Annotated in this window: 18 protein-coding genes; 11 read left to right on the forward strand and 7 right to left on the reverse strand. The window is 74.0% G+C overall.

The window, feature by feature from the left end; translation table 11 throughout:
* Nucleotides 1-81 precede the first annotated feature (81 nt).
* The 3 genes from GXP71_RS15690 (at nt 82) to GXP71_RS15700 (ending at nt 3,996) form a co-directional block, all read left to right on the forward strand.
* The gene (locus GXP71_RS15690; protein ID WP_162353405.1) at nt 82-1,053 is read left to right on the forward strand and encodes an FKBP-type peptidyl-prolyl cis-trans isomerase; all 972 of its coding nucleotides are present in this window, start codon (nt 82-84) and stop codon (nt 1,051-1,053) included.
* Nucleotides 1,054-1,269: 216 nt separating this feature from the next.
* Entirely contained in the window at nt 1,270-3,324 is a 2,055-nt protein-coding gene (locus tag GXP71_RS15695) for an elongation factor G (RefSeq protein WP_162353406.1), read from the forward strand.
* 51 nt (nt 3,325-3,375) lie between these two features.
* On the forward strand, nt 3,376-3,996 hold the full coding sequence (locus tag GXP71_RS15700; RefSeq protein WP_162353407.1) for an L-threonylcarbamoyladenylate synthase: 621 nt from the start codon (nt 3,376-3,378) through the stop codon (nt 3,994-3,996).
* 88 nt (nt 3,997-4,084) lie between these two features.
* Here the strand turns inward: GXP71_RS15700 and GXP71_RS15705 are convergent, their stop codons facing one another.
* Nucleotides 4,085-4,303, reverse strand: coding sequence for a hypothetical protein (locus tag GXP71_RS15705; RefSeq protein ID WP_162353408.1), 219 nt, complete (start codon nt 4,301-4,303; stop codon nt 4,085-4,087).
* A 134-nt stretch (nt 4,304-4,437) separates the two neighbouring features.
* Between GXP71_RS15705 and GXP71_RS15710 the strand changes: the two genes are divergently transcribed.
* The 5 genes from GXP71_RS15710 (at nt 4,438) to GXP71_RS15730 (ending at nt 8,144) form a co-directional block, all read left to right on the forward strand.
* Nucleotides 4,438-4,977, forward strand: coding sequence for a TIGR00725 family protein (locus GXP71_RS15710; RefSeq protein WP_162353409.1), 540 nt, complete (start codon nt 4,438-4,440; stop codon nt 4,975-4,977).
* Nucleotides 4,974-5,747 (forward strand): uracil-DNA glycosylase, encoded by a 774-nt coding sequence (locus GXP71_RS15715; RefSeq protein WP_202924266.1) that lies wholly within the window; start codon nt 4,974-4,976, stop codon nt 5,745-5,747. Before GXP71_RS15710 ends, GXP71_RS15715 begins: the two co-directional genes overlap by 4 nt.
* 140 nt (nt 5,748-5,887) lie before the next feature.
* On the forward strand, nt 5,888-6,814 hold the full coding sequence (locus GXP71_RS15720) for a 1,4-beta-xylanase (protein WP_162354399.1): 927 nt from the start codon (nt 5,888-5,890) through the stop codon (nt 6,812-6,814).
* Nucleotides 6,815-6,883: 69 nt separating this feature from the next.
* On the forward strand, nt 6,884-7,114 hold the full coding sequence (locus GXP71_RS15725; protein WP_162353410.1) for a hypothetical protein: 231 nt from the start codon (nt 6,884-6,886) through the stop codon (nt 7,112-7,114).
* Nucleotides 7,115-7,184: 70 nt separating this feature from the next.
* Nucleotides 7,185-8,144 carry an LLM class flavin-dependent oxidoreductase gene (locus tag GXP71_RS15730; protein WP_162353411.1) on the forward strand — a complete coding sequence of 320 codons (960 nt, stop codon included), beginning with the start codon at nt 7,185-7,187 and terminating at the stop codon, nt 8,142-8,144.
* Between the two features lie 77 nt (nt 8,145-8,221).
* On the opposite strand, the gene GXP71_RS15735 is transcribed toward GXP71_RS15730, so the two are convergent.
* A complete protein-coding gene (locus GXP71_RS15735; RefSeq protein WP_238402452.1) occupies nt 8,222-9,556 on the reverse strand; it encodes an alpha/beta fold hydrolase in 1,335 nt (444 codons plus the stop codon).
* Nucleotides 9,557-9,631: 75 nt separating this feature from the next.
* Nucleotides 9,632-9,811, reverse strand: coding sequence for a DUF1918 domain-containing protein (locus GXP71_RS15740; RefSeq protein WP_162353412.1), 180 nt, complete (start codon nt 9,809-9,811; stop codon nt 9,632-9,634).
* 139 nt (nt 9,812-9,950) lie between these two features.
* On the opposite strand from GXP71_RS15740, the gene GXP71_RS15745 reads away from it, so the two are divergent.
* Both GXP71_RS15745 and GXP71_RS15750 read left to right on the forward strand, forming a co-directional pair.
* Nucleotides 9,951-10,136: an antitoxin gene (locus tag GXP71_RS15745; protein WP_162353413.1), complete on the forward strand. Its 186-nt coding sequence runs from the start codon at nt 9,951-9,953 to the stop codon at nt 10,134-10,136.
* A 228-nt stretch (nt 10,137-10,364) separates the two neighbouring features.
* Entirely contained in the window at nt 10,365-10,805 is a 441-nt protein-coding gene (locus tag GXP71_RS15750; protein ID WP_162353414.1) for a nitroreductase family deazaflavin-dependent oxidoreductase, read from the forward strand.
* Nucleotides 10,806-10,960: 155 nt separating this feature from the next.
* Here the strand turns inward: GXP71_RS15750 and GXP71_RS15755 are convergent, their stop codons facing one another.
* The 4 genes from GXP71_RS15755 to GXP71_RS15770 form a co-directional block, all read right to left on the reverse strand.
* Entirely contained in the window at nt 10,961-11,698 is a 738-nt protein-coding gene (locus GXP71_RS15755) for an MIP/aquaporin family protein (protein ID WP_162353415.1), read from the reverse strand.
* A gap of 74 nt (nt 11,699-11,772) precedes the next feature.
* Nucleotides 11,773-13,278, reverse strand: a complete 1,506-nt coding sequence (locus GXP71_RS15760) for an amino acid permease (RefSeq protein ID WP_162353416.1) — start codon at nt 13,276-13,278, stop codon at nt 11,773-11,775.
* A 127-nt stretch (nt 13,279-13,405) separates the two neighbouring features.
* Nucleotides 13,406-13,810 carry a DUF2809 domain-containing protein gene (locus GXP71_RS15765; protein ID WP_202924267.1) on the reverse strand — a complete coding sequence of 135 codons (405 nt, stop codon included), beginning with the start codon at nt 13,808-13,810 and terminating at the stop codon, nt 13,406-13,408.
* A gap of 197 nt (nt 13,811-14,007) precedes the next feature.
* Nucleotides 14,008-14,406: a MerR family transcriptional regulator gene (locus GXP71_RS15770; RefSeq protein WP_162353417.1), complete on the reverse strand. Its 399-nt coding sequence runs from the start codon at nt 14,404-14,406 to the stop codon at nt 14,008-14,010.
* 446 nt (nt 14,407-14,852) lie between these two features.
* Here GXP71_RS15770 and GXP71_RS15775 point away from each other — a divergent pair, with 446 nt between their 5' ends.
* Complete coding sequence (locus GXP71_RS15775; protein WP_238402453.1) at nt 14,853-15,503, forward strand: HNH endonuclease family protein; 651 nt, start codon at nt 14,853-14,855, stop codon at nt 15,501-15,503.
* Nucleotides 15,504-15,518: the final 15 nt, after the last annotated feature.

The following is a 15,518-nucleotide window of genomic DNA, read 5'->3' on the forward strand; positions in this document are numbered from 1 at the left end:
GCGGACGTCCAGGAAAGTCGCGTACCGTGCCGGGGTCCGCCGCCTGACCCCGGGCGGGACCCGAAACGACGGAGGACCCTCGTGCGTCGCACGACCACCGCTCGCGCCGTCGTCGCCACGGCGACCGCGCTCGTCCTGTCCCTCTCGCTGGCCGCGTGCAGCGGCGACGGCGGTTCCGACGACTCGCCGTCGGCCGACGCGTCGGCGTCCGCGAACGCCGCGGTCGCCGCCGACAAGGCCGCGCTCGCCAAGGTGAAGATCGAGGGCGAGGCGGGCAAGGAGCCGACCGTGACGCTCCCGAGCACGCCGTTCAACGTGACGACGTTCGTCGCGCACCTCGTCGAGGACGGCGACGGCGACGAGCTGACGGACGGGCAGATCATGTCCATCCAGATGCTCATGCTCAACGGCACGGACGGCTCGACGATGGGCTCGACGTACGACACGGACACCCCGCAGCGCATCAAGGTCGGCCAGACCAGCATCGCGGAGCTCGACACCGAGCTGGAGGGCGCGCACGTCGGCGCCCGCGTGCTCGTCGCGCTGTCGTCGGGCGAGAACAACACGCAGGTGTACGCGATGGAGGTCGTCGACGCGGTCGACGGTGCCGACCCCGCGAGCCTGCCGACGCGTGCCGAGGGTGCGGCCGTCGCACCGGCCGCCGGCCTGCCGGCCGTGACGCTGGGCGAGGACGGCGCACCGTCGATCGCCCCCGTCGCCGGCGCGGCCCCGACGACCCTCGTCACGCAGCCGCTCATCACGGGCACGGGCAAGGTCGTCGAGGAGGGCGACTTCGTCACCGTCAAGTACACGGGCTGGCTGTGGGACGGCACGCAGTTCGACTCGGCGTGGGAGAAGGGCGAGCCCTTCGAGTTCCAGGCCGGCGCCGGCGCGGTCATCCAGGGCTGGGACACGGGCGTGCAGGGGCAGCCGGTCGGCAGCCAGGTCCTGCTCGTCGTCCCGCCGGACCAGGGCTACGGCGCCCAGGAGCAGGGCTCGATCCCGGCGAACTCGACGCTCGTCTTCGTGGTCGACATCCTCGACGCGCGCTGACGCACGCCGGACCCGACGGCCCGGGACGCCCCTCCTCGCGAGGGTGCGTCCCGGGCCGTCGCCGTCCCCGCCAGGCCTGCGCCGGAGCCGCGTCCGCACGGGGCACGCGGCCGTCGCGGGCACCAGGGCCTCTCGTCCTGCCGCGCCCGCGCCGGTCTGGCTAGTGTGGTCGCACGTGCCCCCGGGGAACCGCCGGGAGGCGGCCGGGAGACGACGATGGACCAGGCAACGACGCCGAGGATCCGCACGGTGGCCCTGCTGGGCGCCGCCGGCGCGGGCAAGACGACGCTCGTCGAGGAGCTCCTCCACCAGGCCGGGGTGCTGACCCGGCCCGGGCGCGTGGAGGACGGCTCGACGGTGAGCGACCACGAGCCCGAGGAGGTCGCCCGCGGCATCTCCCTGGGGCTGGGCGTGGCGCCGTTCCGATGGCGCGCCCCCGACGGCGACTACGACGTGACGCTGCTCGACACCCCCGGGTCGCCGGACTTCGTGGGCGCGTGCGACGCCGCGGTGTCGGCCGCGGACCTCGCGCTCGTCGTGGTCAGCGCGGTCGACGGCGTGCAGGCGGGCACCCACGCGGCGTGGCGCACGGCGTCGGACGCGGGCCTCCCCGTGATCGTCGTCGTGACGAAGGAGGACAAGGCGCGCGCGGACTTCCGGCACGTCGTCGCCGACCTGCGCGCGGCGTTCGGTGACGGGTTCGTGCCGCTCGAGCTGCCGCTGGGCGAGGAGTCCGCGTTCACGGGCGTCGCCGACGTGCTCACCGAGGAGGGCCTCGCGTACGACGCCGACGGCCACCACCACAGCGAGCCGCTGCCGGCCGACGTCGTGGACGAGGAGCACCGCCTGCACGACGAGGTGACGGAGGAGATCGTCGCGCACGACGACGAGCAGCTGGAGCGCTACCTGTCGGGCGACGTACCGAGCGCCGCCGAGCTGGAGCGGACGCTCGCGCACGAGGTCAGGGACCGGGAGGCATTCCCGGTCCTCGTCGTCTCGGGGGTCACCGGGGTCGGCGTGGACCGGCTCGCGGACCTGCTGTGCGAGCTCGCTCCGTCCCCCGCGGACCGCACGTCGCGCGTGCTCGCGGGCGACACGGTCGTCGAGGTCGCGGCCGACCCCGACGGCCCCCTGCTGGTGCACGCCTTCCGCACGCTCGCCGACCCGTTCGTCGGGCAGGTGACGCTGCTGCGCGTGCTGTCCGGGACGCTGCGCCCCGGCGACAGGCTCGTCAACACGACGACCCGGACCGAGGAGCGCATCCCCGGGCTCTTCCGGCTGCGCGGCAAGGAGCACGTGCCGGTCGACACCGTCCCGGCGGGGCACGTCGCGGCCGTCGCGAAGCTCACGGGCACGCCGTCGGGGTCGCTCCTCGCGGACCGCACCGGCCCGGGCGCCTCCATGACGGCCGTCCCGCCCCGCACCCGCCCGCCGGTGTACGCGCTCGCACTCGAGCCGCTCACGCAGTCCGACGACGACCGGCTGTCCGCCGCGCTGACCCGGCTCGTCGCCGAGGACACCACGCTGACGGTCGACCGCAGCACCGACCGGACGATCCTGCGCGGCCTCGGCGACACCCACCTCGCCGTCGCCCTGGAGCGCCTGGCCCGCGTCTTCGGCGTGCACGTGCGCACGTCGCCCGTGCCCGTCGGCTACCGCGAGACGATCCGCAAGCCCGTCGAGGCCGAGGGCAAGGTCAAGAAGCAGTCCGGCGGCCACGGGCAGTACGCCGTCGTGCAGCTGCGCGTCTCGCCCGCGCCGCACGGGTCGGGGTTCGAGTTCGTCGACAAGGTCGTCGGCGGGGCGATCCCGCGCGGCTACCTGCCCGCGGTGCAGAAGGGCGTCGTCGAGGCCATGGAGCACGGCGGCCCGCACGGCTATCCCGTCGTGGACCTGCGCGTCGAGGTGTACGACGGCAAGTCGCACTCGGTCGACTCGTCCGACATGGCGTTCCGCACCGCCGCCGCGACCGGTGTGCGCGAGGCGCTCGCCGCCGCCGGGACCGTGGTGCTCGAGCCGATCTGCCACGTGTCGGTCGTCGTCCCCACGGCCGCGCAGGGCGACGTCATGAGCGACCTGTCGTCGCGGCGCGGCAGGATCACCGCGACGGCGTCGCTCGACGACGGGACGGTCCGGATCGAGGCGTCCGTGCCCGAGGCCGAGCTCTCCCGGTACGCGCTCGACCTGCGCTCGCTCACGGGCGGCCGCGCCGAGCTGACCGTGACCCCCGACCGTTTCGAGGTCTGCCCCGACCACCTCGTGCCCGCCTGACGCACCCGTCCGACCGGCGACGTCGCGGCCGCCGGGCCTACGCTCGGGCGCATGGCCCGCTACTTCGACGTCCACCCGCAGGACCCCCAGCCCCGGGCGATCGCGCAGGTCGTCGACCTGCTCCGGGGCGGCGGCCTCGTCGTCTACCCCACCGACTCCTGCTACGCGCTGGGCTGCCGGGTCGGCGACCAGGAGGGCGCCGAGCGGATCCGCCGCATCCGCCACCTCGACGACCGGCACCACTTCACGCTCGTCTGCGCGGAGTTCGCGCAGCTCGGGCAGCTCGTGCACCTCGACAACGCGGCCTTCCGTGCGATCAAGGCGGCCACGCCCGGGCCGTACACGTTCATCCTCAAGGCCACGCCCGAGGTGCCGCGTCGGCTCGCGCACCCGAAGAAGCGGTCCGTCGGCGTGCGCATCCCCGACAACCGCGTCGCGCAGGCCATCGTCCGCGAGCTCGGCGAGCCGCTGCTGTCGTCGACACTGCTGCTCCCCGGCCAGGACGAGCCGCTCACCGACGGCTGGCAGATCAAGGAGGAGCTCGACCACGTCGTCGACGCCGTCGTGGACGCGGGCGACTGCGGCACCGTCCCGACGACCGTCGTCGACTGGACCGAGGACGCGCCCGAGGTCGTCCGCGTCGGTGCGGGCGACGCGTCGCGCTTCGCCTGAGCGCCGCCGGTCGCCCTTCGCCGACCGGCGGCGGTCTGCGGCGGGCGGTCTTCTGTCGGCGGTCGGCGGAGGGCTGACGCCCCTCGGCTCAGTCGGTGACGTCGACCGTCGAGCGCCCCGACCAGACCGCGCCGAACGGCAGCAGCACCCACGGCTGCGACGTCGACGGCGGCAGCACGCTGTGCAGCCACTCCGCGTCGGACGCGTCCGCCGGGGCACTGCCCGTCCCGGGACACGTGGGGCAGCCGCAGTAGCAGCCGACCCGGCCCGCCGGCTCGTCGGACGAACCCGTGACGGCTCGCTCCATGTCTCGCCTCCTTCGACGTGCCGGAAGGATGCGGGGTGGTCGCGCTGCCAGGAAAGCCTCCCAGGTCACGAACTGGTCCCGATCCGGTCGCGGTGTGGTCCGATGGGGGGACGGGCGGACGTGCGGGAGGTGCGATGGGCGGCGGGCACGTCGGCGTCGTGGGGCCGGGCGAGGCGTCGGGGGTCGACCTGGACGTCGCCGAGGAGGTCGGCCGCGGTCTGGCCGCACGCGGCCACGTCGTGCTGTGCGGCGGGCTCGGCGGCGTCATGGGGGCGGTCTCGCGGGGCGCGCACGACGCGGGCGGCACGGTCGTCGGGCTGCTGCCGGGCGCCGACCGCGGCGCCGGGAACCGGTGGCTCACCGTCGCGCTCCCGACCGGGCTGGGCGAGGTCCGCAACGCGCTGCTCGTGCGCGCGAGCGACGTCGTCGTGAGCGTCGGCGGGTCCTGGGGCACGCTGAGCGAGGTCGCGCTCGCCGTCCGGACGGGCGTGCCGGTCGTCGCCGTCGGCGGCTGGGTCGTCCGCGCGGCCGACGGCCACGAGCCGGCACCACCGCCGGGCGTCACCGCGGAGCGTCTGACCGGCGGGACGTCGGCCCGGCCCGCGGTGCACCACGTCCCCGACGCGCGCGCCGCGCTCGAGGCCGTCGACGCCCTGCTCGGCGGTCACCGGTGACCGGCGCGACCGACGCCGTGCCGGACGACGCACGCCGCCCGCTCGTCGCGCGGGACGCCGCGACCCTCGACGACCTCGACGCGCTGGTCGTCGGGTGCCGCGCGTGCCCGCGGCTCGTCGCGTGGCGCGAGGAGGTCGCGGAGGTCAAGCGCGCGGCCTTCCGCGACGAGACCTACTGGGCACGGCCGGTGCCGGGTTTCGGCGACCCGCGGGCGAGCGTGCTCGTCGTGGGCCTGGCGCCTGCCGCGCACGGCGCGAACCGCACGGGCCGGATGTTCACGGGCGACCGCTCGGGGGACTTCCTGTTCGCGTCGATGCACCGGACGGGGTTCGCGTCGCAGGCGCTGTCGGTCCGTGCGGACGACGGCCTGACGCTCACCGGGGTCCGGGTGACGGCGCCCGTGCGGTGCGCACCTCCCGCGAACGCACCGACGCCTGCCGAGCGCCGGACGTGCGGGCCGTACCTGGCGCGCGAGATCGAGCTCGTCGACGCGGCCGTCATGGTCGTCCTCGGCGGGTTCGGCTGGCAGGCGGTGCTCACGACCCTCGCGGAGCAGGGCTGGGACGTGCCCCGTCCGCGGCCGGCCTTCGGGCACGGCGTCGAGGTGCGGCTGCGACGGACGGGCACCGGACGCGGGCGGACCGCGCTGACGCTCCTCGGCTGCTTCCACGTCAGCCAGCAGAACACCTTCACGGGCCGGCTCACGCCCGCGATGCTCGACGCGGTGCTCGAGCGGGCACGCACCCTCGCCGCCCGCCACGACGCGTGAGGCGGCGTGCCTCGGGCACCGCTCGGTACTAAGTTCGGTGGACTGAATAAGTCGTCTACGCTGTCCGCGACGCCGCGACGGAGCGGGGTCGGACAGGAGGCGACGTGAGCGAGCAGATCCCCGGCGGGTACGTCGCCGGCATGACCTGGGGCTGGACCGGCGTCCGTGGCACCTGGGACGGCCCGGCGGCCGAACGGTCCATGGACCTCATGGTCGAGCGCCTCGGCGTCACCTGGACCGCGATCACGTTCGCCGCCTACCAGGACACGGCGCAGTCCGTCGACGTCCGGTGGACCGCGGAGCCCACCGTCAGCGACGACGAGGTCCGGTGGGCGATCCGCGCCGCCAAGGCGCGCGGGCTGCGCGTCGTCCTCAAGCCCGTCGTCAACGTCGCGGACGGCACCTGGCGCGCGCACGTCAACTTCTTCGACCACGACGTGCCGTGCGAGCCGACGTGGTCGCAGTGGTTCGCGTCCTACACGGCCTACGTCGTCCACCACGCGCGGATCGCCGCCGAGGAGGGCGCCGAGATGCTCTGCATCGGCTGCGAGATGGTCCAGACCGACCGCCGGGCCGACGAGTGGCGCGCGCTGATCGCCGCCGTCCGCGAGGTGTACCCGGGCCTCGTCACGTACAACTGCGACAAGTACCAGGAGGACCGCGTCACCTGGTGGGACGCCGTCGACGTCATCTCCTCGTCCGGCTACTACCCCGTCGACGACTGGGAGAACCAGCTCGACCGCATCGAGCCCGTCGTCGAGAGGTCCGGCAAGCCGTTCTTCTTCATGGAGGCCGGCTGCCCCAGCCGCGAGGGGTCGCCCGCGCTGCCGAACGACTGGTCCCTGCCCGGGGCACCGTCGCAGGAGGCGCAGGTCGCCTGGTACGAGGCCGCCTTCACGGCGAGCGCCCGCCGCCCCTGGGTCCAGGGCTTCATGCTGTGGGACTGGCCCGCGTCCCTGTACGACGAGGCGGACGCTGCCGCCGACGACGACTACTGCGTGTACGGCAAGGCCGCCGAGGCCACCGTCCGCGAGGCGTACGCGGAGCGCACGACGGCGCGCCTCTGACGACGCCGGGCGGGTGGTGGGCGACGATTCCGCTGGCCACCGGCCCGGATCCCCTCCACGCTGGCCGACATGGAGACGGCACCGGCGCAGGGCGAGGAAGCACGCGAGCGCGGGACGCGACCTGCGGGCGCCGACCACGCCCGCGACACCCCGCACCCCGCGGCCGACCCGTCGAGCCCGTCGAGCCTGTCGAGCCCGTCGGCGACCGCCCACGACGGCACCGCACCCGCGTCCACGGGGTCCCGGCCGCGACCGGAGGGCATCCCCGCCGGACCCCGCTGGTGGCGCTGGTGGGGCTGACGCCGCCCGCCTCGCGGGACGCGCCCGCCGGCGGACGACGGCACGGAGCACCTCGTCGTACCGTGCGCACGTGACGCCGCGCCTCGAGCTCTCGTTCCTCACCTTCGTCCCCTACGACGACCCCGCCGACGCCGGCCGGTCGCTGCGCGACGCGGTCGACCTGTTCCGGTTCGCCGAGGAGCTCGGCTACGACGTCGGCTGGGTGCGCGTCCGGCACCTCGAACGGTTCCTGTCGTCGCCGTTCCCCCTGTTCTCGGCGATCGCCGAGCGCACCACCCGGCTGCGGTTCGGCACGGCCGTCCTGCCGATGCGGTACGCGGACCCGGTGTCCGTCGCGGAGGACGCCGCGACGGTCGACCTGCTGTCGGGCGGGCGGCTCGAGCTCGGCGTCGCGGGCGGGATCAAGCCGGCGGCCACGATCCTCGACGGCGTGTACGGCGCCGGCGAGCGCTCGTTCGACGACGAGTCGCAGGACCGGATCGCCCGTCTGCGCGCGGCGCTGCGCGGCGAGCCCGTGGCCGTCGCGCCGTCGTCGGGCTTCCGGATCGCCGAGCCCGGCACGCCCCTGACCGTCACGCCGCACAGCCCGGGCCTCGCCGACCGCGTCTGGTACGGCCCCGGCTCACGTGCGACGGCCGTGCGGACCGCGGAGCAGGGCATGGACCTGCTCGTCTCGACGCTCAACACCGAGGACGACGGGCGCTCCTTCGAGGAGGGCCAGCGCGACCAGATCCTCGCCTACAAGGACGCGTTCGACGTGCCGGGCCGGACGCCACGCGTCGTCGCAGGCCGCATCGTGCTGCCGAGCGTCACGCCCGCCGACGACGACCTCGTCGCGGAGTACGTCGCCTGGTACGCGGGTCGCTTCGACTCGCGCGGGCGCCCGCACCCCGGGACCGGCTTCGGCGTGTTCTCGCCGACGCACACGGCCCGGCCGACGCGGTCGTCGAGAGCCTGCGGGCCGACGTCGCGCTGCGTGAGGCCACCGGCCTCGACGTGGTCCTGCCCGCGAACGCGTCGCACGCGATGAGCCGCCGCATCCTCGAGAACGTCGCGACCTCCGTCGCCCCCCACCTCGGCTGGACGCCCGTGCGCTGACCGCGTCGCTCAGCGGCCCGTGACCGACCAGACGCCGTCCACGAGGTCGACGAGGCGCGGCAGGATCGCGTCACCCGCGACGCGCAGCCCGTCGTGCAGGTGCTCGTTCGTGATCCACACCTGCACGTTCCCGACGACGTCCGCGGTGCGCAGCGCCAGGTCCAGGTCGACGTACGGGTCGTCGTAGTACTGCACCGCCGCGACGGGCACGTCGTTCGACGCGAGCCGGTCGAGGTCGTACAGCTCGGGCCAGTCCGTCCGCTCGGCGAGCAGGTGCGCGGCCGCCTCGAACGGGCGCAGCGCCGCCTGCTGCGCGTACATCCACGGGTACATCGCCTCGCCCGTGAGCAGCAGCGGGCGCGCCGACGACGCGAACGAGGACCGCCGGTCGTGCTCGGCGGCCGCCGCCCACCCGCCCGTGCGCTCGCCCTGGTGGTAGATGACCTCCTGCAGCACCGCGTACAGCGGGTTCGTCTCGAAGCCCGTGCGCGCCGCGACCTCGGCGAGGAACGGCACCGACGGCTCGCCGGTCGCGTCGTCGAGCGCCGTGTCGAGGAGCCAGTGCAGGCCGCTGATCCCTGTGCTCATCCCGAGCGACATCCCGAGGGTCTGCAGCCGCTCGGGCGTGAGGACGTCGCCGCCGGGCAGCACCACGTCCCCGGCGGCGGTCCGGTCCGCGAGCGCGCCGAGCAGGGCCACGTCGTCGGGGTGCTGACGTGCGAGCTCGCGGTTGCGCGCCTCCTGCCGGTCGAACGTGTGCCGGTAGACCGTCTCGGCGTCCACCGTCAGCGGCGGAAGGCCACCCGTCACGTAGCACCTGGTCAGCGCCTCGGGGTGCCGCGACAGGTACGTCATGGTGAGGAACCCGCCGTAGGACTGCCCGAGCGTCGCCCACCGCCTCCCGCCGAAGACGGTCGCACGCAGGTGCTCGGCGTCCGCGACGATCGCGTCGCCGCGGAAGCACGCGAGGTAGTCGGCGACGGTCGCCGCGTCCGCGCCCGACGCGGTCATCCGCTGGACCGTGCGGGCGTCGACCCGCGACGACCGGCCCGTCCCACGCTGGTCCAGCAGCACGACGCGGTGCTTCTCGAGCGCCTTCGCGAGCCAGCCGCCCTGCGCCGGCCGCGGCCCCATCCCGCCCGGGCCGCCCTGCAGGAAGAGCAGCAGCGGCAGGTCCTCCGCAGCACGACGCGGGTCGACGACCTCGCGCGCGAACACCTCGATCTCCCCGAACCGCGCCGGGTCCGCACGGTCGACCGGGACGCGCACCCGGTGGTCGCGCACGACGAACCCCGTCATGCGGTACCCGTCGTCCTGCCCGTCGCCGCCCGGCCGCTCACCCATGCGCGTCAGCGTAGGGGCCCGCGCTCGCCGCCGGTCGACCGCCCACCACCGTCGGCGCCCGGCGCCCGGCGCGGCTCAGGCCCGTGCCTCGACGGACACGTCCGGACCCGGGAAGACCAGGCTCTCGTGCCCGTCGTCGAACTTCACCAGGTACGGCCCGTCGGAGCCGCGCGCCTCCATGACCGTCCCGCGGCGATCCGTCGTCCCGACCGTCCGGCCGTGGACGACCACCGTGTCACCCACCTCAGCGTGCATCGTCGCTCACCTCGACACCCAGGCTAGACACCGGCGCCCCCGCTCACCACGTCTCCCGACAGGCGGGCCCGTCGCGGGCCACGCAGACTGACGGGTGCCGGGGCGATCCGGCGACCCCCACGAGCCGGCAGGAGACGACATGGGCATCGACGACCTGGTCAGCAAGGCGAAGGGCGCCCTCCAGGGCCACGAGGAGCAGGCGAAGGACGCGCTCGACCGCGCCGCCGGCGTCGTGAAGTCGCGCACGGACGACGGCACCGACGCGAAGGTCGACGAGGTCGTCGAGAAGGCCAAGGACTTCCTCGACGAGCAGAAGAAGCACTGACGGGCACCCGCCTGCGGTCGGGCGGACGACGCCTGGGCGCACCACGACAGCGCCGTCGGTACGGACGTCTCGGCCGCCCCGCCACGGTCGACCGTGCGCAGCGGGAATGACACCACAAGACCGATGGCGCACCACGACAGCGCCATCGGTACGGACGTCTCGGCCGCCCCGCCACGGTCGACCGCCCGCAGCGGGAATGGCACCACGAGACCGAAGGTTGCGAACGACATGCCTCTGACCGGTGAGTACGCACCCAGCACGTCCGAGTGGGCCCGCAAGCAGGCCGAGCTCTTCGAGGCCACCGACGGCCGCGAGGGCAACACGCTGCAGGGCAAGCCCGTCATCGTCCTGACCTCGGTCGGGGCGACGAGCGGCAAGCTCCGCAAGAACGCGCTCATGCGCGTCGAGCACGAGGGTCGGTACGCGGTCGTCGCGTCGAAGGGCGGCACCCCCGAGAACCCCGCGTGGTACCACAACCTCGTCGCGCACCCCCACGTCGAGCTGCAGGACGGTGCCGTGAAGCGCGACTACGAGGCGCACGAGGCGACGGGGGCCGAGCGCGACGAGTGGTGGGCGCGGGCGACCGCCGTGTGGCCGGCGTACGACGACTACCAGAAGAAGACGGACCGCCAGATCCCGCTCTTCGTCCTCACGCCGATCGAGCCCTGACCCGCCGCCGACCGGCACCCGGGCCGGCTACGAACGCACCCCGCGTCTCAGCCGGCCCGATGCTGGTCTGCTGCCGGGCGCGCGCGTGGTCCCGGTCCCGGTCCCGTGCTTGGCTGCGGCCGGCGCGGGTCGCCGTGACGTGCGGGCCGTGCGCGTCAGCCGAGGAGGAGCTTCCAGCCGCCGACGCCGAGCAGCCCGCCGACGATCGGCGCAGCGACGGGCACCCAGGAGTACCGCCAGTCCGAGCCGCCCTTGTGCCGCAGCGGCAGCAGCGCGTGCACGATGCGCGGTCCGAGGTCACGCGCCGGGTTGAGCGCGGGTCCGGTCGGACCGCCGAGCCCGGCGACGAGGCCCCAGACGAGGAAGCCGATGACGACGTGCGCGAGCCCCGGCTCGGTCGTCGTGAGCGGCGAGTGGACGATCCCGAGCGCGCACGAGAACAGGATCACGGACCCGAGCAGCTCGTTGGCGAACCCGTTGAGCCGGGACCGTGCGGCGTTGACCGTCGAGAACGTCGCGAGGATGTCGTCGGGGTCGGTCGTCGCGTCGTAGTACGGCTTGTGCGTGACGACGATGGCCAGCTGGCCGGCCATGGCGCCGAGCATCTGCGCGGCGATGTAGTACGGCACGTTGGACCACGGGAACAGGCCCCACGCGGCGAGCCCCAGCGTGAACGCCGGGTTGATGTGGTTGCCGCTGATCCCGCCGAACATGACGGCGGGGATCATCACGCCGAACCCGTACCCCATCGCGATGAGCGACCACCCGCCGCGGTAGCCCTTCGACCCCTTGAGGTGGACGTTCGCGACGGTGCCGTTGCCCAGGATGATGAGGATGGCGGTGCCGATGAACTCGCACGTCACGCGGATCCAGAGCGCGTAGGACGGGTCCATCGTGTGCGTCTCCTCTGCGGGCTCGCTCGTCGCACGCACCGGGCTGCGGCGCGGTCGTCATGTCGTCGGGTGGGTCAGGGCGTCCGGACGGTCGCGGGCTCGTCGCTCTGCTCGCGCCCGGCCACGGAGTGCCGGTAGGAGTACACCGCATAGATGACGATCCCGACGACCAGCCACACCGCGAACCGCACCCAGGTCAGCGCGGTCAGGTTGAGCATGAGCCAGATGCAGGCGACGCCCGCGAAGATCGGCAGCGCCGGGGACCACGGCACCGTGAAACCGCGAGCCAGGTCGGGGCGACGCCTGCGCAGGATCGGGACGCCGAAGCTGACGAGCACGAACGCCGACAGCGTCCCGATGTTGATCATCTCCTCGAGGAGCTCGACGTCGGACAGGCCCGCGATGAGCGCGACGACGATGCCGGCGCCGATCTGCAGGCGGGCGGGCGTCCGGAACCGCGGGGACGTGCGGGACATGCCGCGGGGCAGCAGCCCGTCGCGGCTCATCGCGAACACGACGCGCGTCAGGCCGAGCAGCAGCACCATGAGCACCGACGTGAGCCCGACGAGGATGCCGACGCTGATGATCCGGCCCGCCCAGTCCGCACCGACGAGCACGAACGCCGTCGTGAGGGACGGCGAGTCCGACTCGGCGAGGTCGGTGTAGGAGACCATCCCGGTGACCACGATCGTCACGAGGATGTAGAGGACGGTCACGACCGCGAGGCCGCCGAGGATGCCCCGCGGGATCGTGCGCTGCGGCTCGTGCGCCTCCTCCGCTGTCGTCGCGACGACGTCGAAGCCGATGAACGCGAAGAACACGAGAGCGGCGCCGGACAGGATGCCCATCACGCCGTACATCGAGGGGTCCATGCCGAGCAGGAACGCGGTGAGCGGCTGCTCCAGGGACGTCGCGCCCTCCGCCGGCTGCGACGGCGGGACGAACGGGGTGTAGTTGGCGGCGTCGACGTAGAAGAAGCCCGCGACGATGACGAACACCGTGATGCCGACCTTGATGATCGTGAACACGCTGTTCACGCGGGCGCTGAGCTTCGTGCCGATCGCGAGCAGCGTCGTGAAGATCGCCACGATGACGACGGGACCCCACTCGACGTCGACGGGTCCCACCTGCAGCGTCGTCGGCACGTCGATGCCGAACAGCCCGAACGCGTCGGACAGGTAGACGCCCCAGAACTTCGCGATCACCGCCGCGGCCAGCAGCATCTCGAGGATCAGGTCCCAGCCGATGATCCACGCGACGAACTCACCCATCGACGCGTACGAGAACGTGTACGCCGACCCCGCGACGGGGAGGGTCGACGCGAACTCGGCGTAGCACATGATGGCGAGCGCGCAGACGATCGAGGCGATGACGAACGACAGGATGACCGCGGGGCCTGCGTAGTTCGCGGCCGCCGTCGCCCCGACGGAGAAGATGCCCGCACCCACTGCGACGGCCACGCCCATGACCGCGAGGTCCCACGCGGAGAGGCTCCGCTTGAGATGGCGGTCCGGGTCCTCCGCGGAGGCGAGCGAGTCCTCTACGGACTTGCGTCGGAAGATGCTCGTCGACGTCGCCATCTCAGCCCCTTCGCCGGCGTGCCCTGACGTGGGACAGCATGCCGGGGATGCGTGTGCTCGGCACCCCGGGCACAGCCGGCCGGTGGACACCGACACGTGCGTCCAGGGCTGTGGACGGCTCAGTGTGTCAGCGTGCCGGACGCCCCTCCCGGGACCTGCGCACCATGCGGAGCGTCGACGCGTCGACCAGCGTCGCGAAGCCCGCACCCAGCGCGTACGCGAGCAGGTCGACCGGCACGAACGTCGTCCCCACGACGAACCGGCTCACCGGCACGGCCTGCACCAGCGCGGCGGGCCCACCCGTCAGCTGCGCGAGCTCGACCACCGCGCAGACGGCCGTCGCGACCGCACCCGCCTGCCACGGCGCGAGCCGGGGTGCCACGAGCAGCACGAGCAGGTAGACGAGCGCCGCGTACAGAGCGTCGCCCGCCGGGTCGGCGACCGGGCCGGTCGCCCGCGTCGCGACGAGGAGCCCGGCGACGACGACCACGGCAGCGACGAGGAGCAGGGCGCGGCGCGGTCGGGCAGGCACGCGCACACCCTAGGCAGGACCGGCCGGGGCGCGACCGCCGAACGCGTGGAGGCGCCGTGCAGGTCGGACGGGCGATCGGCGGACGCGCGAGCGGCCTGTCCCACCGGCCGAGGACAGCCGGTCCCGGACCCAGGCCGACGCGAGCGGGCCCCGTCGCCGCTCGCACCGGGTGAGGTGTGCCCTGGACGGCGCGGAGGTCACGCGGACGTGCAGGTGTCCGACGTCCCCTCGTAGACGGCGATCTTGCCCTCGATCGCGAGCAGGTGCGTCGCGACCTCGTCGAGCTGAGCACGAACCCGGTCCCGGTGCGCCCGCAGGAGCGCGAGCCGCTCGTCCTCGTTGCCCTCGCCTGCCCGCACCAGGTCGGCGTACAGCCGGATCTCGCGCACCGGCATGCCCGTGGCCCGCAGCTTCGTGACGAGCCGGATCCACCCGAGGTCCTGCTCGGTGTACCGGCGGTGGCCCGACGCGGCCCGGTCGACGCTGTCGAGCAGCAGCCCGTCGCGCTCGTAGTAGCGCAGCGTGTGGGCCGTGAGGCCCGTGGCCTCCGCGGCCTCGGCGATGCTCAGGCTCACGCGCTCCGCGACGACGCTCATGGGTCCGATGGTGGCGCTTCGAGCGCACTCGAAGTCAAGACCACCACCCGTCTCGGTGCTGAACCGTCCACACGCGCTGCGCCGACCCGCCCTCGACCCGACCGGCCACAGCCCGCACAGTCGACGCGCCGTCCGCCCGCTCAGCCGACCCGCCCTCGACTGAACTGCCGCCAGCCCGCGCAGCCGACCTGACCACAGCCCTCTCACGAGGTGTCGCGTCCACGGCTGGCGACGGCGACCGACCCTGCGGGCCGGGTGCGGGCGAGGCTGCCGCCATGACCACGCGCGCCCACGGGCACCTCACCTGCCCTCCGGCGGGACGGCACCACCCGGCCCCGGGTCCTCGCGCTCGGACCAGTGCGGATGCGCGGGCGGTGGGCGGCCTCGTCGGGCCGCACGTCCGGGCGGTGCGTCGACACCTGCGCGCGCGTCGGACGTCGGTCTGCGTGCTGGTCCTGTGCGTCACGCTCGGGACGAGCATCCCGGCGTGGACGCAGGCGCGCTCGTCGGCGCGCTACCCCGTGCACCCCGACGACCTCACGGTCGCGCGTGCCGCGCTCGCGATGCTCGACGTGCGTGGACCGCCGCCGGCCGACCCGTACGACCGTGACGCGTTCGGGCAGGCGTGGGCCGACGTCGACCGCAACGGCTGCGACACCCGCAACGACGTCCTGCGCCGCGATCTCGCCGACGTCGTGACCAAGCCCGGCACGCGGGACTGCGTCGTGCTCAGCGGGGCCCTCGACGACCCGTACACCGGACGTCGGGTCGCGTTCGTGCGCGGTGCAGCGTCCGGCGACGTGCAGATCGACCACGTCGTCGCGCTCGGCGACGCGTGGGCCGCCGGTGCGGCCGGCTGGTCGGACATCGCACGGACCGCGTTCGCGAACGACCCGGCCAACCTGCTCGCCGTCGACGGCGAGACCAACCAGGACAAGGGCGCCGCCGACGCGTCGCAGTGGCTGCCGCCGAACACGGGGTACCGCTGCGCGTACGCCGTGCGGCAGGTGCTCGTGAAGTCCGCGTACCGCCTGTCCGTCACCCGCGACGAGCGACGAGCCCTCGCCCACGCTCTCGACGGGTGCGCGACGACGTGACCAGACCACGTCAGG

The sequence above is a fragment of the Cellulomonas sp. H30R-01 genome, from assembly GCF_010119915.1.
GTDB classification, from domain to species: Bacteria; Actinomycetota; Actinomycetes; order Actinomycetales; family Cellulomonadaceae; genus Cellulomonas; species Cellulomonas algicola.